The sequence below is a fragment of the Pseudomonas sp. HN2-3 genome (assembly GCF_020691745.1).
Classification (GTDB): domain Bacteria; phylum Pseudomonadota; class Gammaproteobacteria; order Pseudomonadales; family Pseudomonadaceae; genus Aquipseudomonas; species Aquipseudomonas capeferrum.
Genome location: NZ_CP085704.1, coordinates 394,843 through 417,209, shown reverse-complemented (window position 1 = coordinate 417,209; position 22,367 = coordinate 394,843). Strand labels below are relative to the sequence as shown.

Annotated in this window: 18 protein-coding genes; 9 read left to right on the top strand and 9 right to left on the bottom strand. The window is 65.0% G+C overall.

Features of this window, described 5'->3' with window-relative positions; genetic code table 11:
- Window positions 1-155: 155 nt before the first annotated feature.
- The gene (locus tag LJX93_RS01800; protein WP_033703100.1) at window positions 156-674 is read right to left on the bottom strand and encodes a glycine cleavage system protein R; all 519 of its coding nucleotides are present in this window, start codon (window positions 672-674) and stop codon (window positions 156-158) included.
- A 453-nt stretch (window positions 675-1,127) separates the two neighbouring features.
- Between LJX93_RS01800 and LJX93_RS01795 the strand changes: the two genes are divergently transcribed.
- Complete coding sequence (locus LJX93_RS01795; RefSeq protein WP_033703101.1) at window positions 1,128-3,305, top strand: malate synthase G; 2,178 nt, start codon at window positions 1,128-1,130, stop codon at window positions 3,303-3,305.
- Window positions 3,306-3,348: 43 nt separating this feature from the next.
- Here the strand turns inward: LJX93_RS01795 and LJX93_RS01790 are convergent, their stop codons facing one another.
- Window positions 3,349-3,792 (bottom strand): response regulator, encoded by a 444-nt coding sequence (locus tag LJX93_RS01790; protein WP_033703102.1) that lies wholly within the window; start codon window positions 3,790-3,792, stop codon window positions 3,349-3,351.
- Between the two features lie 186 nt (window positions 3,793-3,978).
- Here LJX93_RS01790 and LJX93_RS01785 point away from each other — a divergent pair, with 186 nt between their 5' ends.
- The 8 genes from LJX93_RS01785 to LJX93_RS01750 all read left to right on the top strand — a co-directional run bounded on the left by LJX93_RS01785 (window position 3,979) and on the right by LJX93_RS01750 (window position 15,274).
- Entirely contained in the window at window positions 3,979-5,916 is a 1,938-nt protein-coding gene (locus LJX93_RS01785) for a putative nucleotidyltransferase substrate binding domain-containing protein (protein ID WP_095065455.1), read from the top strand.
- Complete coding sequence (locus LJX93_RS01780; protein WP_033703104.1) at window positions 5,913-6,623, top strand: PolC-type DNA polymerase III; 711 nt, start codon at window positions 5,913-5,915, stop codon at window positions 6,621-6,623. Before LJX93_RS01785 ends, LJX93_RS01780 begins: the two co-directional genes overlap by 4 nt.
- 394 nt (window positions 6,624-7,017) lie before the next feature.
- Window positions 7,018-7,536, top strand: a complete 519-nt coding sequence (locus LJX93_RS01775; protein WP_047583689.1) for an RNA polymerase sigma factor — start codon at window positions 7,018-7,020, stop codon at window positions 7,534-7,536.
- Complete coding sequence (locus LJX93_RS01770) at window positions 7,533-8,489, top strand: FecR domain-containing protein (RefSeq protein WP_033703106.1); 957 nt, start codon at window positions 7,533-7,535, stop codon at window positions 8,487-8,489. The genes LJX93_RS01775 and LJX93_RS01770 overlap by 4 nt, the downstream gene beginning before the upstream one ends.
- Window positions 8,490-8,607: 118 nt before the next feature.
- Window positions 8,608-11,040 carry a TonB-dependent siderophore receptor gene (locus tag LJX93_RS01765; RefSeq protein WP_227696696.1) on the top strand — a complete coding sequence of 811 codons (2,433 nt, stop codon included), beginning with the start codon at window positions 8,608-8,610 and terminating at the stop codon, window positions 11,038-11,040.
- An 80-nt stretch (window positions 11,041-11,120) separates the two neighbouring features.
- A complete protein-coding gene (locus LJX93_RS01760; protein ID WP_227696695.1) occupies window positions 11,121-12,233 on the top strand; it encodes a PepSY-associated TM helix domain-containing protein in 1,113 nt (370 codons plus the stop codon).
- Window positions 12,230-12,406, top strand: coding sequence for a hypothetical protein (locus tag LJX93_RS01755; protein ID WP_077068766.1), 177 nt, complete (start codon window positions 12,230-12,232; stop codon window positions 12,404-12,406). Before LJX93_RS01760 ends, LJX93_RS01755 begins: the two co-directional genes overlap by 4 nt.
- Before the next feature lie 66 nt (window positions 12,407-12,472).
- Window positions 12,473-15,274: a dermonecrotic toxin domain-containing protein gene (locus tag LJX93_RS01750; protein WP_047583688.1), complete on the top strand. Its 2,802-nt coding sequence runs from the start codon at window positions 12,473-12,475 to the stop codon at window positions 15,272-15,274.
- On the opposite strand, the gene LJX93_RS01745 is transcribed toward LJX93_RS01750, so the two are convergent.
- From LJX93_RS01745 to waaF, 7 genes are read right to left on the bottom strand one after another with little or no spacing between them, the layout of a single operon-like run.
- A complete protein-coding gene (locus LJX93_RS01745; protein WP_033703111.1) occupies window positions 15,235-16,677 on the bottom strand; it encodes a lipopolysaccharide kinase InaA family protein in 1,443 nt (480 codons plus the stop codon). The genes LJX93_RS01750 and LJX93_RS01745 overlap by 40 nt on opposite strands.
- Window positions 16,677-17,429, bottom strand: coding sequence for a lipopolysaccharide kinase InaA family protein (locus LJX93_RS01740; RefSeq protein WP_047583687.1), 753 nt, complete (start codon window positions 17,427-17,429; stop codon window positions 16,677-16,679). The genes LJX93_RS01745 and LJX93_RS01740 overlap by 1 nt, the downstream gene beginning before the upstream one ends.
- Window positions 17,426-18,160 (bottom strand): lipopolysaccharide kinase InaA family protein, encoded by a 735-nt coding sequence (locus tag LJX93_RS01735; protein WP_227696694.1) that lies wholly within the window; start codon window positions 18,158-18,160, stop codon window positions 17,426-17,428. The genes LJX93_RS01740 and LJX93_RS01735 overlap by 4 nt, the downstream gene beginning before the upstream one ends.
- Window positions 18,160-18,966, bottom strand: a complete 807-nt coding sequence (gene rfaP, locus LJX93_RS01730) for a lipopolysaccharide core heptose(I) kinase RfaP (RefSeq protein ID WP_186658562.1) — start codon at window positions 18,964-18,966, stop codon at window positions 18,160-18,162. The genes LJX93_RS01735 and rfaP overlap by 1 nt, the downstream gene beginning before the upstream one ends.
- A complete protein-coding gene (locus tag LJX93_RS01725) occupies window positions 18,963-20,084 on the bottom strand; it encodes a glycosyltransferase family 4 protein (protein WP_095065449.1) in 1,122 nt (373 codons plus the stop codon). The genes rfaP and LJX93_RS01725 overlap by 4 nt, the downstream gene beginning before the upstream one ends.
- Window positions 20,084-21,142 (bottom strand): lipopolysaccharide heptosyltransferase I, encoded by a 1,059-nt coding sequence (gene waaC, locus LJX93_RS01720; RefSeq protein ID WP_033703116.1) that lies wholly within the window; start codon window positions 21,140-21,142, stop codon window positions 20,084-20,086. Before waaC ends, LJX93_RS01725 begins: the two co-directional genes overlap by 1 nt.
- Window positions 21,143-22,192, bottom strand: a complete 1,050-nt coding sequence (gene waaF / locus LJX93_RS01715; protein WP_033703117.1) for a lipopolysaccharide heptosyltransferase II — start codon at window positions 22,190-22,192, stop codon at window positions 21,143-21,145.
- Window positions 22,193-22,367: the final 175 nt, after the last annotated feature.

Sequence of the window (22,367 nt, the reverse complement as noted above, 5' to 3'; positions counted from 1 at the left end):
GCACAAGCTGCTGAATTCTGGGTGTTTTTTGATCAAACCTTTGCAGGCCTTGATGCGCGTGGGCTGGAGACGTGCGCCCCCAGGTTATCCACAGGGCCGTACCTGTAAAACGGGGGATAACCCTGAGGCCGCAAAGCGGCCCCAGCCATCGCGGATCACTCTTCCGCCCGCAGCTCCAACTCCACCATCAAATCATCCGCCAGGCTCTCCAACCGCTGCTGCAGTTCGTCCAGCGACAAGGTCAACGGCAGCGCCAACAATGCATTGGCATGAAACAACGGCTCACTGCTCATCGGTGCAGGCCGCACTTCAGTGGTAAAGCGCTCCAGGTTCACCCCAAGCTCGGCCAGCAGCCGGGTGATATCGCGCACGATCCCGGGCCGGTCATTACCCACCAGCTCCATGGCGATAGGCTTCCAGGTGCACGACGGCTCGATGCCGCTCTCGGCAATCAATACACGAATATCGTAGCGGGCCAGGGCCTGCAGCGACGCGACCAGTTCTGCATAATTTTCCGCCGGCACCGCCACCCGCAGGATGCCGGCGAACTGCCCGGCCATGCGCGACATGCGGCTTTCCAGCCAGTTACCGCTGTGGTCGGCGATGCATTGGGCAATGCGTTCGACCTGGCCGGCCTTGTCAGGGGCAATCACAGTGAGTACAAGATGATCCACAAGCCCTTCCTCTGTGTCGAACCGCGCTGGGCGGCGATAAACCGGGGGATCGATTGAGTATAGGCAAGGCGCGGCAACCTGCCGCAGGGCAATCGACATGACTAATCGTGTACTGTTTCAAGATTTATCTGGAACAATCCACCTGTTTTTTGCGAACATACCAATTCCCAGCGTGACCATACGCGACCAACGGGTCGCACAACGACGCTTTTAGTCTGATTTTGCCCCGCCTACTGCTTCATGTAGTATCCCGTGGCGCGGACTACAAAACGTCGTTTGGATGTCTGCCAAGGCGCCTGTGAAAATACGCACACTGCCCGCCAGCCCGTCTGGCAGGCCGCACCCAGCCGCCCTCGGGTTCATCCGACCTGGGCACGCACTGGTGCCGTGTTTAGAGAAGCGCTACAGGCTTAATACAGAAGAGCGAAATAGCTGAGCAGAGTGAGGCAAGCAATGACTGGATACGTTCAAGTCGGTGGCCTTCAGGTCGCCAAGGTCCTGTACGACTTCGTGAACAACGAAGCCATCCCCGGGACCGGCATCGTCGCCGAGCAGTTCTGGGCAGGTGCAGAGAAGATCATCAATGACCTCGCTCCAAAGAACAAAGCCCTGCTCGCCAAGCGCGACGAGCTGCAAGCCAAGATCGACGCCTGGCACCAGGCACGCAAAGGCCAGGCCCATGACGCCGTAGCCTACAAAAGCTTCCTCCAGGAAATCGGCTATCTGCTGCCACAAGCCGACGATTTCCAGGCCACCACGCAGAACGTGGACGAAGAAATCGCCCGCATGGCCGGCCCACAGCTGGTAGTGCCGGTGATGAACGCCCGCTTCGCCCTGAACGCCGCCAACGCCCGTTGGGGTTCGCTGTACGACGCCCTGTATGGCACCGATGCCATCAGCGATGAAGGCGGCGCCGAGAAAGGCCAGGGCTACAACAAAGCCCGGGGCGACAAGGTTATTGCCTTTGCCCGCGCCTTCCTCGACGAAGCCGCGCCACTGGCTGCAGGCTCGCATGTCGACTCCACGGCCTACAGCATCAAAGCCGGCAAGCTGGTCGTCGCCCTCAAGGGCGGCAGCAACAGCGGCCTGCGTGACGATGCCCAACTGATCGGCTACGTCGGCGATGCCGCCGCGCCGACCTCCGTGCTGCTCAAGCACAACGGCCTGCACTTCGAAATCCAGGTCGATGCCAGCACCCCGGTTGGCAGCACCGATGCCGCCGGCGTCAAAGACATCCTGATGGAATCGGCACTGACCACCATCATGGACTGCGAAGACTCGGTCGCGGCCGTGGACGCCGATGACAAAGTCATCGTCTACCGCAACTGGCTGGGCCTGATGAAAGGCGACCTGGCCGAAAGCGTGAACAAGGGTGGCAAGACCTTCACCCGCACCATGAACCCAGACCGCGAATATGCCGCGCCAAACGGTGGCACGGTCACCCTGCACGGCCGTTCGCTGCTGTTCGTCCGCAACGTTGGCCACCTGATGACCAACCCGGCGATCCTCGACGCCCAGGGCAATGAAATCCCCGAAGGTATCCAGGACGGTCTGTTCACCAACCTGATCGCCCTGCACAACCTCAACGGCAACACCAGCCGCAAGAACACCCGTACCGGCAGCGTCTACATCGTCAAGCCGAAGATGCACGGCCCGGAAGAAGTGGCCTTCGCCGCTGAAATCTTCAGCCAGGTCGAAGACCTGCTGGGCATGCCGCGCAACACCGTCAAAGTCGGCATCATGGACGAGGAGCGCCGTACCACGGTCAACCTCAAGTCCTGCATCAAGGCCGCTGCCGAGCGCGTGGCGTTCATCAACACCGGCTTCCTCGACCGCACCGGTGACGAAATTCACACCTCCATGGAAGCCGGCGCCGTCGTGCGCAAGGGCGCCATGAAGAACGAGAAGTGGATCGGCGCCTACGAGAACAACAACGTCGACGTCGGCCTGGCCACCGGCCTGCAAGGCCGTGCGCAGATCGGCAAAGGCATGTGGGCCATGCCCGACCTGATGGCTGCCATGCTCGAGCAGAAGATCGCCCACCCGCTGGCCGGTGCCAACACCGCCTGGGTACCTTCGCCGACCGCCGCTACCCTGCATGCCCTGCACTACCACAAGGTCGATGTGCAGGCGCGTCAGCGCGAGCTGGCTACGCGCACCCCGGCTTCGGTCGACGACATCCTGGCCATCCCGCTGGCCGCCGACACCAACTGGTCGGCCGAGGAGATCCGCAACGAGCTGGACAACAACGCCCAGGGCATCCTTGGCTACGTGGTTCGCTGGATCGATCAGGGCGTGGGTTGTTCGAAGGTGCCGGACATCAACAACGTCGGCCTGATGGAAGACCGCGCCACCCTGCGCATCTCGGCCCAGCTGCTGGCCAACTGGCTGCGCCACGGCGTGGTCAACGAGGCGCAGGTGCTGGAAAGCCTCAAGCGCATGGCGGTGGTGGTCGACCAGCAGAACGCTGGCGACCCCCTGTACCAACCGATGGCGCCGAGCTTCGACGACAACGTCGCGTTCCAGGCGGCCGTGGAGCTGGTGATCGAAGGTGGCAAGCAGCCGAACGGTTATACCGAGCCGGTACTGCACCGTCGCCGTCGCGAGTTCAAGGCGCGTAACGGGTTGTAAGTAACATCTGCGTACGGGGGCCGCTTTGCGGCCCCTCTACCCATCACCCAATCTTCAGTTCTTTCTTCACCAGCTCCAGCAGTTTGCCCAGGTCCACCGGCTTGAGCAAAAAGTCGACCACCCCCAGGTGCATCACGTCTACCGCCTCTTTCACATCGGTGTCGCCCGACACCACGATGATCGACAACGCCGCCCGCTCCGACTTACGAATATACCGGATCAGATCCAGGCCATCCTTGGGCTCCATGCGCAGGTCAGTGATCACCAAGGCGATCCTCGGCTCGTAATGCAGCTTGAACATCGCCTCCTGGACCCCGTCGGCCGTCATGCAGTCGATGCCTCTGCTTTTCAGGTACAGGCTCAAGGCCTCGCTGTTCACTCGGTTGTCATCCACCACCAGAACCACAGGCTTGGGCGCAATAGGCGCCACCAGCCGGGCCAGTGCCTCGCGTTCGGCGTCACTCAGGATGTCGTCATGCTCAACCATGGTCGTCTCGTCAAAAAGTCTTGCTCACCGGTAAGACCGCGCTTTGCGATATTGATCACACGCCGCCCATAGACTTACGTCCAATGGGCACCACACCTCAGCCAGCCGACCATGGGGACCGAGAACAACAAGGCCGGCACCTATATATAGATATATATAGTTCGGCGTAGCGATACGGTCAGTGTCATGAGTAAAAAGGACGCCTACAGCCAGGCGGGCAGGACGGCTGTGCTGCAGAACATACAAGGTACGTTGCAGTTTCTGCAGCGCTTCCCACCCTTCAACCAGATGGAGCACAGCCATCTGGCGTATCTGGTCGAGCAGTGCCAGCTGCGTTTCTATGCCAGTGGCGAAAGCATCGTCAAACCCGCCGACGGCCCGGTCGAGCACTTCTACATCGTCAAACAAGGGCGCGTGGTCGGCGAACGCCAGCACCTGGTCAAACCCGGTGTGGAGACCACCTTCGAGATCACCAGCGGCGAGTGCTTCCCCCTGGCCGCCCTGCTTGGCGAGCGCGCCACCCGCACCGAGCACCTGGCCGGTGAGGACACCTTCTGCCTGCAACTGAACAAGGCCGCTTTCATCCGCGTGTTCTCCCTGTCGGAAGCCTTTCGCGACTTTGCCCTGCGCGGGGTCAGCAGCCTGCTCGACCAGGTCAACCAGCAGGTGCGCCAACGCGCCGTGGAAACCCTCGGCACCCAGTACTCGCTGAACACCCCCCTGGGCGAGCTGGCCATGCGTCACCCGGTGGTGTGCAACCCCGACACGCCGCTGCGCGACGCCGTGCGGCTGATGCACGAGCAGCAGGTCGGCAGCATTGTCGTGGTCGACCCCCAGCGCTACCCGATCGGCATCTTCACCCTGCGCGACCTGCGCCAGGTGGTGGCGGGCGCGGATGCCGACCTGGGCGCGCCCATCGACCGGCACATGACCGCCAGGCCGTTCTACCTCAGCCCGCAGGCCAGTGCTTTCGATGCCGCCATGGCCATGACCGAGCGGCATATCGCGCATGTCTGCCTGGTGGACAACCAGCGCCTGTGCGGGGTGGTTTCCGAGCGTGACCTGTTCTCCCTGCAACGTGTCGACCTGGTGCACCTGGCGCGTACCATCCGCCATGCCCCGCGTCTGGACACCCTGGTGTCGCTGCGCGGTGAGATCAGCCAGCTGGTCGAGCGCATGCTCGCCCATGGCGCCTCGTCGACGCAGATCACCCAGATCATCACCTTGCTCAACGACCACACGGTCTGCCGGGTGATCGAACTGGCCATAGCCGAACGCGGCGACCCAGGGGTGCCGTTCAGCTGGCTGTGCTTCGGCAGTGAGGGGCGGCGCGAGCAGACCCTGCACACCGACCAGGACAACGGCATTCTGTTCGAGGCCCGCGACAGCGCCGAAGCCGACGCGATCCGTGCCCGCCTGCTGCCCCTGGCGCAGTACATCAACCAGTGCCTGGCACAGTGCGGCTTTACCCTGTGCAAAGGCAATGTCATGGCCGGCAACCCCGCGCTGTGCCTGTCACGCGGGGAATGGGCGCGGCGCTTCGCAGGATTCATCCGCGAGGCAAGCCCCGAAAACCTGCTGGGTTCGAGCATCTACTTCGACCTGCGCGTGGTCTGGGGTGACGAGCAAGGCTGTGAACAACTGCGCCAGAGCCTGCTGGCCCAGGTCGCCGACAACCGCATTTTCCAGCGCATGATGGCCGACAACGCCCTGCGCCAACGCCCACCGGTGGGGCGCCTGCGCGAATTCGTGCTGACCCGCCAGGGCAACGACAAGGCCGCCACCCTCGACCTCAAGGTGCAGGGCCTGACGCCCTTCGTCGATGGTGCGCGCCTGCTGGCCCTGGCCAACGGCATCGGCGCCTGCAACACCCTCGAACGCCTGCGCCAGCTGGTGCAGAAGGGCATCATCGAACCACTCGACGGTGCGGCTTACGAAGAGGCCTACCACTTCATCCAGCAGACCCGCATGCAGCAGCACCAGCGCCAGACCCGCGATAACCTGCCCTACTCCAACCGCGTCGACCCCGACAGCCTCAACCACCTGGACCGACGCATCCTGCGTGAGTCGCTGCGCCAGGCCCAGCGCCTGCAAAGCAGCCTGGCCTTGCGGTACCAGCTATGAGCCTGTTCGCCTGGCTGCGCCCCAACCTGCCCACGCTGGACGACACCGCGCGCCAACGCCTGGCGCAGTTGCCCAAGCCGGCTGCGCTGGGGGTGTGCACGTTGCGCGAACAGCGCTGGGTGGTGCTGGACCTGGAAACCAGTGGCCTCAACCCCAACCGCGACCAGGTCCTGTCGATCGGTGCCGTGGCCATCGAGGACGGTGCCATCGACTTTGCCCAGCAGTTCGAACGCACTCTGTACCGCCCCTCCCAGAAGACCAACGCCAGTGTGCTGATTCACGGGCTAGGGCCCAGTGCCCTGGCCGCGGGTTGCGACCCGGCCGAGGCGTTGATCGACCTGCTCGACTTCATTGGCGACAGCCCGGTGTTGGCGTTCCATGCGCCTTTCGATCAGCGCATGCTGGCGCGGGCGCTGAAGGAAAGCCTGGGCTATCGCCTGCAGGTGCCGTTCCTGGATGTGGCTGAACTGGCGCCGATGCTCAACCCCGACACGGTACTGCGCGAAGCCGGGCTGGATGACTGGGTCGCCCGCTTTGGCCTGCAGGTTGAAGAGCGCCACCATGCCAGCGCCGATGCCCAGGTCACTGCCGAGCTGGCGTTGATCCTGTTCAGCCAGGCTCGCCGCCAGCAGCTCGACAGCCCGTTGCAACTTGAGCAGCGGTTGCGCGGGTGGCGGCGGCGTGCGGCACAGAGTCACGGTTTGTAGGGCTTGAGTGTTGTTGCGCCGGTGAGATCGAGCGCCGCCCGCGCGGCGCTTCGCGGGGCAAGCCCGCTCCCACATCTATTTCGGGCCAGTGAGGCCAGTACCTTAGGGGCGTGACCGCCTTGTTGGTCCGATTCGATATCGAGGCGGGCGCCAAGGGGCCGCGCGCCAATGCCTCAGGAATAACTGGCCCGAAACAGATGTGGGAGCGGGCTTGCCCCGCGATGCGCCGCGCGGGCGGCGCTCGATCTGATAGGCGCTGAATCATCCAGACCATGCGCCTGGAAGCCCCGCATAGTGGCAATCCGATAAGCGTCCATTGCGCCGCGCCCCCCGCCTCTGCAACAATCGCGAATAATTATCGTTAGTTAATGCATTCGTTCCGGGGGGACGCTGCTTGTCTTCTGCACACAGCCCACACGCCGAGCTGGTCGGTGCGCTTTACCGCGATCACCGCAGTTGGCTGCTCGCCTGGCTGCAACGCAGCATGGCCTGCCGCCAACGTGCCGAAGACCTGAGCCAGGACACCTTCGTGCGCCTGCTCGGCCGCGAGCAACTGGACACGCCCCGCGAGCCGCGCGCCTTTCTGGCCGCCGTGGCCAAGGGGCTGCTGTTCGACCACTTCCGCCGCGCCGCACTGGAGCAGGCCTACCTGGCCGAACTCGCCCACCTGCCGGAAGCCGAACAGCCCTCTCCCGAAATCCAGCACCTGATTCTCGAAGACCTCAAGGCCATCGACCGCCTGCTTGGCAAGCTGTCGAGCAAGGCCCGTGCGGCCTTCCTGCACAACCGCCTGGACGGCATGGGCCACGCCGAAATCGCCGAGCGCCTTGGTGTTTCGGTCTCGCGGGTACGCCAGTACATCGCCCAGGGCATGCGCCAGTGCTATGTGGCCTTGTACGGGGAGCCGACGTGAACGGTTCACCGGTCTCGTCGCGGGTGCTGGATGCAGCCATTGCCTGGAAGCTGAGCCTGGACCAGGGCAGCGGCACGCCAGATGAACGCAGTGAGTTCATGCGCTGGCACGCTGCCAGCGAAGAGCATGCCCGCGCCTGGCGCCAGCTGGGTTGCCTTGACCAGCGCGTCAACGCCGCTGCCGGGCCCGCGCGCCAGGCGCTGCTGCAATCGCGTGCCGGCTTGCGCCGGCGCATCGGCAAGGTGGGCGGTGGCCTGGCGGGCATGTTCCTGCTGGGTTCGTTGCTGGCTTGGGTCGGCGCCCCGTCGCTGTCAGCGCACTACTGGCTGGCCGACCAACGCACCGCCACCGGCGAGCTGCGCACCCTGCGCCTGGAAGACGGCACCTTGCTGAGCCTGAACACCCACACAGCAGTGGACATCGACTACGCAGGCGCGCAACGGGTGATCGTGCTGCACCAGGGTGAAATCTCGGTCGAGACCGGCCACCAAGACCCACGCCCGTTGCTGGTACGCACCGACGACGGCCGCCTGCGCCCGCTGGGCACGCGCTTCCTGGTGCGCCGTGAGGCCAACGGAACACGCCTGGAGGTGCTGCAGGCCTCGGTCGCGGCCATGCCGCTGAACAGTGGGGACGAACAGGTATTGCGCGAAGGCCAGCAGGTGCTCATGGATGCCAACGGCCTCGGCCAGGTCGGCACGGTCGACGTCGGTGCCGATGCCTGGACCCGCGGCATGCTGGTGGTGGACAACGTACGCCTGGCTGACTTGGTCGCTGCCCTCGGCAAGTACCGCAGCGGCCACCTCGGGGTGGCAGACGAGGTCGCCGACCTGCGTGTTACCGGCAGCTTCCCGCTGACCGACATCGACCTGGCCCTGGCATCGCTGGTGCCGGCACTGCCGGTGAAGATAGAGCGGCATACCCCGTGGTGGGTAACGGTTCAGCCCCAGTAGTAGCGGCCTGTGGCTGCGCCTGCAAAAAATCTCGCTTTTTTCATGACACCCCCCTGTCACTTTTAAAATCTCGCTCGGCAAGGAAGCAGTAAGCACTTATCCGTCGAGGAGCCGCTGCATGTCCCGTACTGTCGATCGTATCCTGCGCCCCAGCCTGATGGCCCTGGCCATTGGCCTGGCTGCGCCGTTGGCCAGCCCTGCCCTGTTCGCCGCCGAGCAATCCGCCCTGCGCGCCTACGACCTGCCCAGCGCCCCCCTGGCCAGCACCCTCAACCAGATCGCCAGCCAATCGGGCATCGCCCTGGCCATCGACCCAGCACTGGTCAGCGGCCGCACTTCGGCGCCCGTCACCGGCCAGTACGACGGCATCGGCGCCCTGCAGGCCGCCCTGCGCGGCAGCGGGTTGCAGTTGCAGCAGAGCAGCGTCGGCAGCTACAGCCTGGTGGCCGTCCCGGATGGCACCCTGGCGCTGCCAGAAATCACCGTGAATGCCGCCAGCATCAGCGAAAGCGCGTGGGGCCCGGTAGAGGGCTACCTCGCCAAGCGCAGCGCCGCCGGCACCAAGACCGATACCGCACTGGTCGAAATACCCCGCTCCATTTCCGTCGCCACGCGCCAGCAAATGGCCGACCGCGGCGTGCACAGCCTGGATGATGCAGTGCGCTATATGCCCGGCATCGTCTCTGCCAGTTTCGGCAGCGACACCCGCTATGACTGGATGCGCGTGCGCGGCTTCGAGCCGACCCAGTTCCTCGATGGCCTGCCACTGCCGCGTGGCGTATACGCCAACCCGAAAGCCGAAACCTGGAACCTGGACCGCCTCGCGCTGCTGCGCGGCCCGGCCTCCTCGCTCTATGGCCAGACCCCACCGGGTGGCCTGCTGGACATGGTCAGCCGCCGCCCACAGGCCGAAAGCAGCCACGAAATCGAAGTGCAGTACGGCAGCGACAACCACCGCCAGATCAATTTCGCCAGCACCGGCAAAATCGATGACCAGGGCCAGTTCCTGTACAGCGTCAGTGGCGTGATTCGCGATGGCGGCACGCAGATCGACCACATCGACGACAAGCGCTACAACATCGCCCCAAGCCTTACCTGGAACATCGACGAAGACACCTCGCTGACCCTTCTGACCCAGTTCACCCGCGACGATACCGGCGCCACCAGCCAGTTCCGGCCCATCCAGGGCACCAAGATCGACATGCCATTCGGCAAGATCTCGCACCATAAGAACCTGGGTGACCCGGACTACGAGTTCTACGACCGTACCTACTACGCGCTGGGCTATGCCTTCGAACACCGCATCAACGATGTCTGGCAGTTCCGCCAGAACCTGCGTTACACCAAGACCGACCTGGCGTTCCAGACCATCACCCCCGGCAGCTACTACCAGCCCGGTGGCCCCGTGCAGGACGATGGCACCGTCAGCCGCATGTCCACCAACACCGACGAAGACATCAGCCAGTTCGCAGTGGACAACAACTTCCAGGCTGACTTCAGCACCGGGGACATCAGCCACACCCTGCTGATGGGCCTGGACCACCAGCGCGTCAACACCAACTACCTGTCGATCTTCGGCTTCAACGTACCGAACAGCAACGTCATCAACCCGGTCTACGGGCTGCCGATCACACGCCCGGATCGCTCCACGGCGTTTTACGACTACAACCAGAAGACCCGCCAGACCGGCGTGTACGTCCAGGACCAGATGGCGCTGGGCAACTGGCGCCTGACCTTGGGCGGGCGTGAAGACTGGGTGCACACCGGCACCAAGTTCTTCAACCAGGGCGATGCCACCAGTACCGAGCGTGACAAGAAGTTCAGCGGCAACGCGGCAATCAGCTACGTGTTCGACTCTGGCTTCGTGCCGTACCTTTCCTATGCCGAGTCGTTCCAGCCGTCCAGCAATGCCAGTGTCTCGGCAACGGAGTCGTTCAAGCCGACCGAAGGCGAGCAGTGGGAACTGGGCATCAAATATCAGCCGCCGGGCTCCAGCACCCTGCTGTCGGCCGCCGTGTATGACCTGACGCAGAAAAACGTCTCTGTCACCAACAACATCGGTGGCATTACCTTCACCAGCCAGACCGGCGAAGTGAAGGTGCGCGGGCTGGAGCTCGAAGCGGTTGCCGACGTTACCGAAAACCTGAAGGTGGTTGCCGCCTACACCCTGGCCAAATCCGAAGTGCAGGACGGCCTGTACAAAGGCAACCGCCTGCAGTTGATACCCAACCAGCAAGCCTCGCTGTGGGCCGACTACACCTGGCACACCGGCGTACTCGACGGCTTCGGCATCGGCGGTGGCGCGCGCTACACCGGCAACACCTACGGCGACCAGGCCAATACCTACCTGGGCAAGGCCAACGCCTACACCGTGTTCGATGCCTCCGTGCACTACGATCTGGGGCGCCTGGACAACAGCCTGAAGGGTGCCTCGGTGGCGGTCAACGCCACCAACGTGTTCAACAAAGACTACATTTCCACGTGTGACAGCTACTACTGCTACTACGGCGATGAGCGCAGCGTGGTCGCCAGCGCCACTTACAAATGGTGATGACCTGACGACAAGCTCGCCGACCAAGCCGCCCCCCAGGGGCGGCTTTGGTCTTTTTGAACGTCGAGAAAGAAAATGAAATGAAAAGCTCAACCATCCGCCGCTGGTCCGCGATCCACACCTGGAGCAGCCTGGTCTGCACCTTGTTCCTGCTGTTGCTGGCGCTGACCGGCCTGCCGCTGATCTTCCACCACGAGCTGGAGCATCTGCTCGGCGATGCCCCCGAGCTGCGCGAGATGCCCGCAGGCACCCCGCACCTCGACCTGCAGCAACTGGTACTCAAGGCCGAGCAGCATCGCCCCGGCGAAGTGATGCAGTACTTCGGCTACGACGAGGACGAACGCAACGGCGTGGTGGCGATCACCGCCGCCACCGCAGGCAGCGAGCCCAATTCGTCACACACCTTCATGCTCGACGCCCGCACCGGCGAAGCTGTCGCCATGCCCGCCGCCAACGGCGGCTTCATGATGGTCATGCTGCGCCTGCACGTCGACATGTTCGCCGGGCTGCCCGGCAAGCTGCTGCTGGCGTTCATGGGTGTGCTGTTCGTCGTGGCGATCATCTCTGGCACCGTGCTCTACGCGCCGTTCATGCGCCGCCTGGATTTCGCCACGGTGCGCCACGACAAATCCCGCCGCCTGCGCTGGCTCGACCTGCACAACCTGATTGGCGTGGTGACCCTGGCCTGGGCGCTGACCGTTGGCGTCACCGGGGTGATCAGTGCCTTGTCCGATCTGGTGATCGCCGCCTGGCGCAACGACAGCCTGGCCGCCATGGTCGCGCCCTACCGTGACGCCCCGCCGCTCACCGAGCGCGCCCCAGCCAGCCGCCTGCTGGACATCGCCGGGCAGGCCGCGCCCGGTATGCGCCCGGACTTCATCGCCTTCCCCGGCACGCGCTTCTCCAGCGAGCACCATTACGCCGTGTTCATGAAGGGCGCCACTCACCTGACCTCGCACCTGCTCACCCCCGTGCTGATCGATGCGCGCACCCTGCACGTGACGGCAGTGGGCGAACGCCCGTGGTACATGGACGCCATGGGCCTGTCCCAGCCACTGCACTTCGGTGACTACGGCGGGCGCCCCATGCAGATTCTCTGGGCGGTGCTGGATGTGCTGACCATCATCGTGCTCGGCAGCGGCCTGTACCTGTGGCTAAGCAAGCAGCGCAAAGCCCGGGAGGTGCGGGCATGAGCCACGCCTCTCGATCATCCTGGCGGATCTTCGCCTGGCCGGCCGCCATCAGCGTGCTCGGAGCCGCCGGCCTGTTTGCCGCCTTGCTGGGTGACGGTGCCTGGGACGCCCTGGCCTGGCTGGGCCTCGGCGTGCCCGCCATCCTCAGCCTGCGCGGGCTTTGCAGTCGATAACCGGCTACCGCTCCGGCCCTTGCCCTGGGCCCTAACGTTACGGCTCCCTTAAGAAAGGAGCGCAACATGCTACCGCTGGAACGCATCGAATTCCTCGACCAGCAGATCATCGCCCTGCTGGCGCAATTACCGGCCGCCGACCGGCAACCGCTCAGCCGACAGCAATTGCAGGGCGAACTGGCGGAATACTGGGCCGCCTGCGACACCCAAGGCCGCTCGCGCAGGGTGCGCCTCGGCGATCTGCGCCGCGCCCTGATGCACGCCGAGCTGACACTGCGCCAGGCCGACGGGACCTTGCCCGCCCCCGAGGCCGACGCCCTCAGCCTGTGCCTCGACCTGCCCAACGCCTGGCAACGGAGGCCCCAGCCGGTGGCCACGCGTGCCCAGGTGTACCGCCTGGTCCTCAGCCGTAGCCAGCCCCACAGCCGCGCGGTGCTGCCGGGTATGTTCGTGGTCGTCACCGGCAACGACGAGGCTGCCGAGCTCACCCCAGAGCAGGCCCTGGGCCCGGCCTTGCTGTGCGGCCTGGCCCAGGGCATCGAGGCCTACGCCTCGCTGGCCGACTTGCACCTTGAGCTGTGCGAGCGCCTCGACGACCCACTGCAAGGCCCGCCACTGCTAAGCCTGCTGGTTGATGACGCGCGTATCGGCAACGCCGCCAAGGCCGACCGGCTACGCTACGAATGGTATCCCGATGACCCGGTGCAAGCCCAGGTCGACAGCCTGATCGAAGCGCAGCGCCTGCGTGTCAACCAAGCCTGGGCAAGCGCCCAGGGTGCCCCGGCACCGGCCGTCGAGACGCTGCACAATGCCCTTTCAGTGGCGGCTGAAGCCGGCAAGCAAGCCTTGCTCGACACCCGCTACGGCCTGCTGCTGGAAAAAAACCTGCCCAATTGGTTGAGCAAGGCAGGGCCCCAGGGGCTTACGCATATCATGCAGACGATGCAACAACTGGTGGCCGCCGGCAATCGCGTCGCCGCCCCGGGCATCCTCACCCTGGGGCAGTTCCGCCAGCAGGACAGCCTGCAGGGCTGGGCGCGCGCGCGCGTCGAAGAACGCCTGCGCCACGATCATGGCCTGCGCTACGCAGCCGCAGACATCATGATCCATGTCGTGCACAGCCGGCAGGCAGGCCCGCAGTTGAATCCGTTTCACCCTTCAAGCTACGTTACCTGGCGAGGCTTCCAGCACGTCGGTGGCCAGATGATCGAACTGATCAGAGAGAGCTACCCGCTACACGAGCTGGCATTGCGCAACGTGGCCTGGTTCGACTACGACTACTGGCTCACCGCCCGGATAACCCACCGTCACGGCAAGCCATTACCCGAGGCACTGAACCCGGCCTACATCAAGGCGATGATCAGGCACCTGAATGTCGGTGGCAGCTATCATGCCTACCTGAAAACCCAATTGATCGATTCCCCGGTCGGGGGGTGGCGGCTGAACGCCCATGCCCTGGTCAACCGCGCCCGCATGTGCGCCGAGGCGGCCAAGGCGCGCTATGCCGGGCATCTCGCCCGCAACCCCGATGAGCGAGCCTACCGTTGGGTGCGTCAGGTGCTGGACTATCCGCATAACGCGCTTCGCCCCCCGGTGGACGGACAACGCGTCACCGTGCGCCAATTGACGATCCATGGCCATACCTTGCAAGGCGTGTTGCTGATCAATGCCGAGGGCGCCGGCGTGGGCGCGTTCATCCTCTACACGCCGGACGCACCCGACCGCCGCGCCTGGCGGGGGCTGAGCAATGCGCGCGAACTGATGCGCCTACTGCGCAAACAACCCGCCCTGCGCGCCTACGTGGCGGGCCGCTTGCCGTTGCTGGCACCCGCAGGCATCGAGCGGCTGCTGAACAAAGGCCGGCTGAGCCCCGCACTGCGCACCCCGGCGATCGACGACGAGCTGTTTTTCGCCTGCTACAGGGCCGAAGTGCGCGCCTGGCTGGCCAAGGTCGATGCCGACAGCCGTACCACCGGGGAAGCCGACCTCCAGCAGGGCGCCGACCTGGCCTGGCGCCTGCTAGACCTGATCAGCCTGGTACTGCCTGCCCGGGTGCAACTTCCGCTTGCGCTGGGGCGCATGGCCATCGAGATCTGGGGTGGGGTGGATGCCTTTGGCCAAGATGACATCGACGGCGTGCTGACCCATACCTACAATGCCCTGAGCTATGCCAACGATGCCGGCACCAGCATGGTCAGCACCGGCCTGATGCGCCGGATGATGCGTGGCATGCCGACACAACCGCCATTACCATTGCCCTCGCGTTACAGCATCACGCCTGCACTCGATAACCTGCGCTACACCATTGACGGTGTGCACGGCGAGGGCGTTTTCGAGAAAGCATCGGCATTCGAAGGGCTGACCCTGTATTACATCCAGGACGCCCACGGCCGTTATTACAAGGTCGTGTTCGACGGCCGTCGCTGGCGGGTCATCGACCCGACGCAACCCGATGCCTACTTGCAGCAGCCGGTCAAACGCCTGGCCGATGGCAACTGGGTCATCGACTCACCGGTGCTGTGGTACGACGGCCTGCCGGATCTTGCGCAGTTGCTGGCCGACTGTCGCCTGCAATCGCCGCTGGCGGGTGAGGCGGTGGATGCGCTGGCAGGGCTGTACCGAGCAGACGACCAGCTCTACCTGCAAACCGCTGCCGGGCAACTGCCGCTGCGCGCGCACCTGCTCGCCGGGCGCTACCACCTGCTCATCCCCCACGCCCAGCAAGCCGGCGTGGTGCCGTGGGCGATCCTGCGCTGGCAAGACCAACAATGGCGCATCCGTGTGCGCCAGGCCGGGCGCAGCAGCGATTGGCTGGCGCTGCCCGAAGGCTACTCGGCGAGCCGTGGCAGCAACCGGTCGAGGCGCTGATGCAGGGCACAGCTACTCGGCCAGTTGCGCAGCAGCCGCGCCCGGTCACGGGCGTAGGCCGGGGCGAAGCTGAGCCCGGTGGCGTGCTGGCACATGGCGTCGAGGTCGATCAGCGACCATTGGCCGTTGTGCCAGAACAGGTTGTGGCCCTTGAAATCACCATGGCTGATGCGCTCGCGGATCAGTTGCTGCATCACCTTGACCAACGCATCGACCTGCTCTTCAGGCGCCTCGCCGTTTTCCACATAGGGCGCAAAGCACGCGGTCAGGTCCGGGCCATCGACGAATTCGGTGACCAGGTACGCACGGCTGCGCAGCCCCATCACCCGTTGCTCCAGCACCGCCAACGGGCGCGGTGTGGCGATGTCGAGGAACTCCAAGCGGTGGCCTTCGATCCACGAGTGCCAGGCCCGGCTCGGGCGCCAGAAGCGCTTGAACCAGTGCGCGGTGTTCTTGATGTTGTAGCGCTTGAGCACCAACGGGCGGCCATCGACGTCGATGCGAGCCACGCTGGCGGCGCCACCGGTCTTGTACAGGTGGCCGTTGTCGATCAGCGCATCAGCCTGCGCCAGCACCGGCAGCATCGCTTCGACTTCACCACGGCGGATCGCCCGCAGGCCCGAAAGGCTGCGCTCGACACTGAACAGTGTGCACTCGCGGCCGGCCTTTTCCAGGTAGTCCTTCTGGCGCCAGTTGCGCACCTTGTCGATCTGCTTTTGCAGCGCTTCCATCGGCAACGCGTGCTCGGCATTGGCCAGCAGGTAATGCACCAGCAGCTCTTCGATGAAGGGCTCCAGACGCTTGGGCAACTGGGCGAAGAACACCCCGAGGTTTTCCAGCACACGCGGACGCGACAACTGCTGGCCCGGCGTCTCGGCCTTGATGCCCGCGCCATCGATCAGGTACAGCTTGGCGCCGTGGCGCAGCAGGTTGTCCAGGTGCAGGTCTTCCTGCCACAGGCCCTTGGCGTGCATCTGCGCCACCGCGGTCAGCGCTTCGCCCAGCACCAGGTGCTGTTCGTCGGCCAGTACCGGCAGGTGCTCAACGGCGGCCCAGGCATCGGCCAGGCTTTCTGCGCCATCGAGAAACTCGAACAACAGCCAGCCGCCCTCGCCTTCCTTCAAGCCATCGGCCAACAGCTTCGGCGTGGTCAGGCCTTGCTCGGCCAACAGCTTCACGCCCTGCAACTCGCGCTGGAAATGCCGCGCAGCGTTGCCCCCCACCAGCAGCTTGGCCAGCACCGGCGTGCCACGCCAGACACCGGCACCGACATAGCGCTGGCCGGGCAGTACGCGCAGCAGGCTGAACAATTGCAGGTCGGCGCTACCGGCGGCATCGGCCAGGGTGATACTCAAGGGCAATGCCGGGGTGCGCCCGGCAGCTTTCAGTTCAGACAAACGCATCAGCGGGCCTCTTTTTCACGACGGCGTTGCGTCAGCCGTTGCAGCCAGTTGTCGACCAGGGCGCTGTCCGCCGGCTGCGCCAGGTAGGCCGCCAGCAACTGACGCACATCCGCCTCACTCCAGGCACTGGCACGGCGCAGCAACGGCTCCAGGTCCTTGAGCCGGTCACGCATGCCGAACAGCAGCGGGCGGGTCTTTTCCAGGTCGATCAGTTGCGCGTCCCAGCCCTCGCGGCGCTGGCGCAAGAAAATATGCTTGGGGTAGAAGCAGCCATGTACCTGCCCGGCGCTGTGCAGCGTGCGCGCCAACTGGCCGCAGGCTTCAAGGATGCCTTTGCGTTCGGCGTCGCCCAACTGCGGCCACTGGGCCAACAGGCTGTCCAGGTCGGCCCATTCGTCCAGCGCCCGGGTCATGAGGATTGCCCGGTGCTGGCCGGCCTGCTTGCGCTCGCCATAGAACACCGCCTGCAAAGCCGGGATGTGCAGCTTCTGGTAACGGCTGATATTGCGGAATTCGCGGGCGAAGGTCGGTTCGCCGAAGGGCCTGTGCAGGGTGCGGGTGAGGTAGTCGCTCTGGCGCTTGAGGTAGTAGCCTTTGCCTTCGAGCTCCAGGCGGAACACGCTGCTCCAGCCCCCGCGCCCGGTGTTGGGCTCGTCCACGGCATCGAGCTGCAGCGCCCACAGCGCCTCGAAGTCGTTCAAGCCGTGGCGTTTGAGCAGCGCGAGGTCTGCGCTGGCCAGGTAATCGGTCATTCCCTTCCCTCGAAAAAGCTCAGCACCTGGCGGATCCGCTTCTTGTCGCGGGCATTGAGCCGGTCGCGACCGCGGTATTGCAGGTAGAAACGCAGGCGCTGGGTCGCCGACAGGTGGTATTTGGCGACCTTGTCCAGGCACGCCAGGTCTTTGATCATCCGGTGCCGCCACATGAAACCGCGCCAGAAGTCGCCGGTCGGGCAGTCGATGAAGAATAGCGTGCCCTGGTCGTCGACCAGCAAGTTGCGCCACTTCAGGTCGTTGTGGGCGAAACGGTGCTCGTGCATGACCCGAGTGTGGCGCGCCAGCTGTTGGCTGACATGCTCGACCCAGGCCCGGTCAGCCAGGCGTGCATCATTGCGCTCGGCCAGCGCCGACAAGTCTTCGGTGCGCGGCAGTTCACGGGTGATCATCGCCCCCCGGCCAAACGCCAGGCCCTTGCGTTCCAGGCCCCAGGCGACCACTTCGGCGGTGGGGATGCCCCACTTGGCGAACTGCTTGAGGTTCTGCCATTCGGCCTTGATGCGCGGCCTGCCGAGGTAACGGCGCATGTGCTTGCCGGCGCCGGTGTAACGCTTGACGTAGTAATTGACGCCGTCACGCTCGATGCGCACCACCTCGCTGAGCGGGTCGCGGGTCAGGCGTTCGCCCTGGATGGCAAAGACGGCATCAATGCTGCCGAAATCCGCCGCCAGGTGTTCGTAGCCGGGCGCCAGTGTCCAACCCGACATCAGAGTGCATCCCCATAACGTTGCTTGCGGTCATAGAGTTTCTGCGCCTTGCGTTCCAGCCAGGCGAGCAGCGCGGCCTCTTCGGCAAGCACCTGGCGCAGCGGGCGCTGGAAGTAGCCACGCAGAAAACGCAATTTGTCGCGACGGGTCAGGCCGATGTCCAGCGCCGAGAAATACAGCGCGGCCAGGTCCTTGTCACGCCAGCGGCGGCTGATGCTCGCCCGCGTCTGGGCACGGTGCAGGTCGATGACCGACAGCTTGAAGTCGTCTGCCGTCACCGGGCGGTCGGTGTGCAGCAGGAAGTGGCAGATGTAGCAGTCGCGGTGGTTGACCCCGGCGCGGTGCATGCCACCGGTCATCTTCGCCACTTCGGCGATCAGCGCACGCTTGAGGCGTGGCTCGGGCGCCTGCCTGACCCAATCGATGCTGAAGTCTTCCAGGCTGATGGTCGGCGCCAGCTCTTCGGTGACGATGAACGAGTGCTGGGTGGCCGGGTTGCTGCCGCGCTCGCCATAGGCGACTGCGGTCATGGTCGGCACACCGACCTCGTGCAGACGCTGGATGGCTCGCCATTCCTGGCCGGCACCGAGCACCGGCAGCTTGGCGCTGAACAGGTTCTTGAAAATCTCGCCCCAACCGATGCCCCGGTGGATCTTGACGAAAAAGCCTTCGCCCTCGACCTCGGTGCGCAGAGTGCGGCGGCCTTCCAGCTCGCGGTATACCTCGCCTTGCAGCGCTTCCACGGCCTCGAAGGCATCACGCCCGGCCCACAGGCGCTTGAAGGGTTCGGCCAGTATCAGCTTCATGCGGTCTGCCCCAGGATCACGTCGGCAGCATGCTGCGGCATGCTGTACAGGTCGGCCGTATCGGCAAAGGCCAGGCCATTGCGCGACCAGTCGGCGCGCGCCTGCGGGTCTTCGAGCATGCGTTGCAGGTAGCCATTGAGTTGTTCCTGCTCGAACGGCTCGTCCAGGACCAGGCCGCAGTCGGCCTCGGCAATGTAGTGGGCGTAGCCACACACCTTGGACACCAGCACCGGCAGGCCTGCCACCAGGGCTTCGAGCAGCACGGTGCCGGTGTTTTCGTTGTAGGCTGGGTGAATCAGCAGGTCGGCGCCCAGCAGGAAGCGCGGGATGTCGCTACGCCCCTTGAGGAACTGCACCTGGTCGCCCAAGCCGAGGGTGGCGCTTTGCAGCTGGAACACCTTGGGGTCGTCCTGGCCGATGACCATCAGGCGGGTGCGCTTGCGCAACGCCGACGGCAGTGCGGCCAGGGCCTTGAGGCTGCGGTCGACGCCCTTGGTCTTGAACCCCGAACCAATCTGCACCAGCAGCAGGTCATCGTCCGCCAGGTTGAATTCCTTGCGGAACCCGGCGCGGATCTCGGCGGCATTGGCCGGCGCGCGGCGATCCGGGGAAATGCCCGGCGGCAGCAGGTGGAAGCGTTCTGCCGGGGTGCCGTAATGTTTGACGAACAGCGGCTGCTGCACCTCGGAGATCATCAGCACCTCGGTTTTCGCATCCTTGGCGAACACCGCCCGCTCGTACGCGGCAAAGTGCCGGTAGCGGCCCCAGCGCTTGTACAGGCCGCCGCGCAGGGTCTGGGCCTTGTCTTCGAAGCAGCCGTCGGCGGCGTAGTACACGTCCAGCCCCGGCATCTTGTTGAAGCCGATCAGGCGGTCGACCGGGCGCTTGGCAAGGTCGGCGGCCATCCAGGCGCTGAGCTTCTCGTTGCGCCGGTGGTTGAACAGCGCCTTGACCGGCGCCACCAGCACTTCGAAGCCCGGCGGAATATCACCTTCCCAGATCAGCGTGTACACGCGAATCTGATGGCCGCGCTTCTGGCATTCCAGGGCAATGCGCATGAAGTCGCGCTGCAGCCCGCCGAAGGGGAAATATTTGTAAAGCACGAAAGCCAGTTGCATTAACGAACATCCTCAGCCAGCAGCAACGCGCTCAAGCGGCTCGCCACATGCTCGGGATTCAGGCGAGTGAAGCACAGTGGCCACTCGCGTTTGAGATCGAACCGGCGCAGGTCATCGGCGCTCGGTTTGTAGGTGCACTTCTTCTGCAGGCAGGGCGCGCAGGGGAAATCGCTGGCCTGGTGAACCTGGGCGCGGCCATAGGCGCCGGTCAGGCCAGGGTTGGTCGGGCCAAACAGCGAAATGGTCGGCACGTCCAGCGCTGCGGCCAGATGGCCCAGGCCGGTGTCCACGGCCACGCAGGCCTTGGCCGCAGCCAGCACGCGGGCGACGCCGACAAGGTTCAATTTGGGCAGCACCTGGCAGTTGTTCAAGCCCTGGGCGATACGCTCGGCGCGCGCCTTCTCGGCCGGGTTGCCCCAGGGCAGGCGCACTTGCAGCTTGCGCCGGCCCATGCGCTCGGCCAGCTCGCGCCAGTAGGCCTCGGGCCAATGCTTGGTGGCCCAGGTGGTGCCGTGCAGGAATACCACGTAGGGGGCGGCTGGCGGCAATTGCAGGCGATCAAGGTCCAGGCCGTAGTTGCCGATGCCCTCCGGCAGGTCATAGGCCAGGGCCATGGCGAACAGTTGACGCACCCGCTCCACGGCGTGCTGGCCAACCGCGACCGACAGCGGCCGGTCATAGAAGCGGCTGGCCAGGCCTTCGCGGGCCGAGTAGCGGTCCAGCCCGGCCACCGGTGCCTTGACGTATCGGGTCAGCCAGGCCGATTTGACCAGGCCCTGGGCATCGATCACCAGGTCGTACTTGCGCGCGCGAACACGCTGCTTGAACGCCTTCCACTCGCCGCTCTTCAGGGTCTGCCAGAGATGCTTGCGCCAGCGCCGGATCGCCACCGGGATCACCTCGTCGACCGCAGGGTGCCAGCTGGGGATCTCGGCAAAGCCTTCTTCCACCACCCAGTCGAAACGAATGCCCGGTATGGCGTGGGCGGCATCGGTGATTGCCGGCAGGGTATGGATCACATCCCCCAGCGACGAAGTCTTGATGATCAGTACCCGCACTTAGTCGACCTCGGCCACGGTATCGATCAGGTTCGGACCACCCAGGCTGTGCAAGGCGGCGATGACGCGCTGCGGTTCGAGCAGGCGCAGGCAGTTGTAGTGCCCGAAGCGGCAGGTACGGTCGAAACAAGGGCTGCATTCGATGCCGGTGCGCACCACTTCGACGTGCTCGGCCAGCGGCGGCGTGAAGCCCGGCGAGGTCGAGCCATAGACGGCGACCAGCGGGCGGTTCAGCGCGGCAGCCACGTGCATCAGCCCAGAGTCGTTGGACACCACCGAATCGGCGCAGGACATCAAGTCGATGGCCTCGGCCAGCGAGGTTTCACCCGCCAGGTTGTACGATTCTTCACGCAGCCCCGGGATCAGCCGGTCGCGGATCTGCTCACCGACCGGGTGATCGCTTTTCGAGCCGAACAGCCACACCTGCCAGCCCTGGCGGATCATGGCATCGGCCACGGCGGCGTAGTGCTCGGCCGGCCAGCGCTTGGCCTCGCCAAACTCAGCACCAGGGCACAACGCCAGCACCGGGCGGTCCAGCGCCAGGCCGAACTTGGCCAGGGCCAGGTCGCGGCTCTGCGCCTCGATCTGCAGGCTGGGGCGCGGGTAGGGTTGCGGCAGCTCGGCACCCGGCGCATAGGCCAGGGCCATGAAGCGCTCGATCATCAGCGGGTAGCGCGCCTTGTCCAGCTTGCGCACGTCGTTGAGCAGGCCGAAACGCATCTCGCCGCGCCAGCCGGTGCGTTTGGGGATACCGGCAAAAAACGGTACCAACGCCGATTTCAGCGAGTTGGGCAGCAGGATCGCCTGGTCGTACTGGCCGGCCAGGGACTTGCCGATGCGCCGCCGCGTGGCCAGCTCCAGCGCGCCATGGCCGAGCGGGAAGCTCAAGGCCTGACGCACTTCGGGCATGCGTTCGAGGATCGGCCGGCTCCACTCGGGCGCCAGCACGTCGATCACGCAGTCGGGGTGCTGCTGTTTCAGGCACTGGAACAGGGTCTGCGCCATTACCATGTCGCCGACCCAGCTGGGGCCAATGATCAGTATTCTCATGCTTAGTCCAGAAACGCTCGGGGAGGCTGCAGGCTGCGGTACAGCCTGGCCTCCCCTCTTTATATTCAGGCTATGTGGCGGACAGTGTACCACCGGTGGTGGAACATGGGCCTCCAGGCCCCCGGAGCGGCCCTGCCGGGGCGCCGGACCGGTCGGAAAGGGCCGCCAAGCGGCC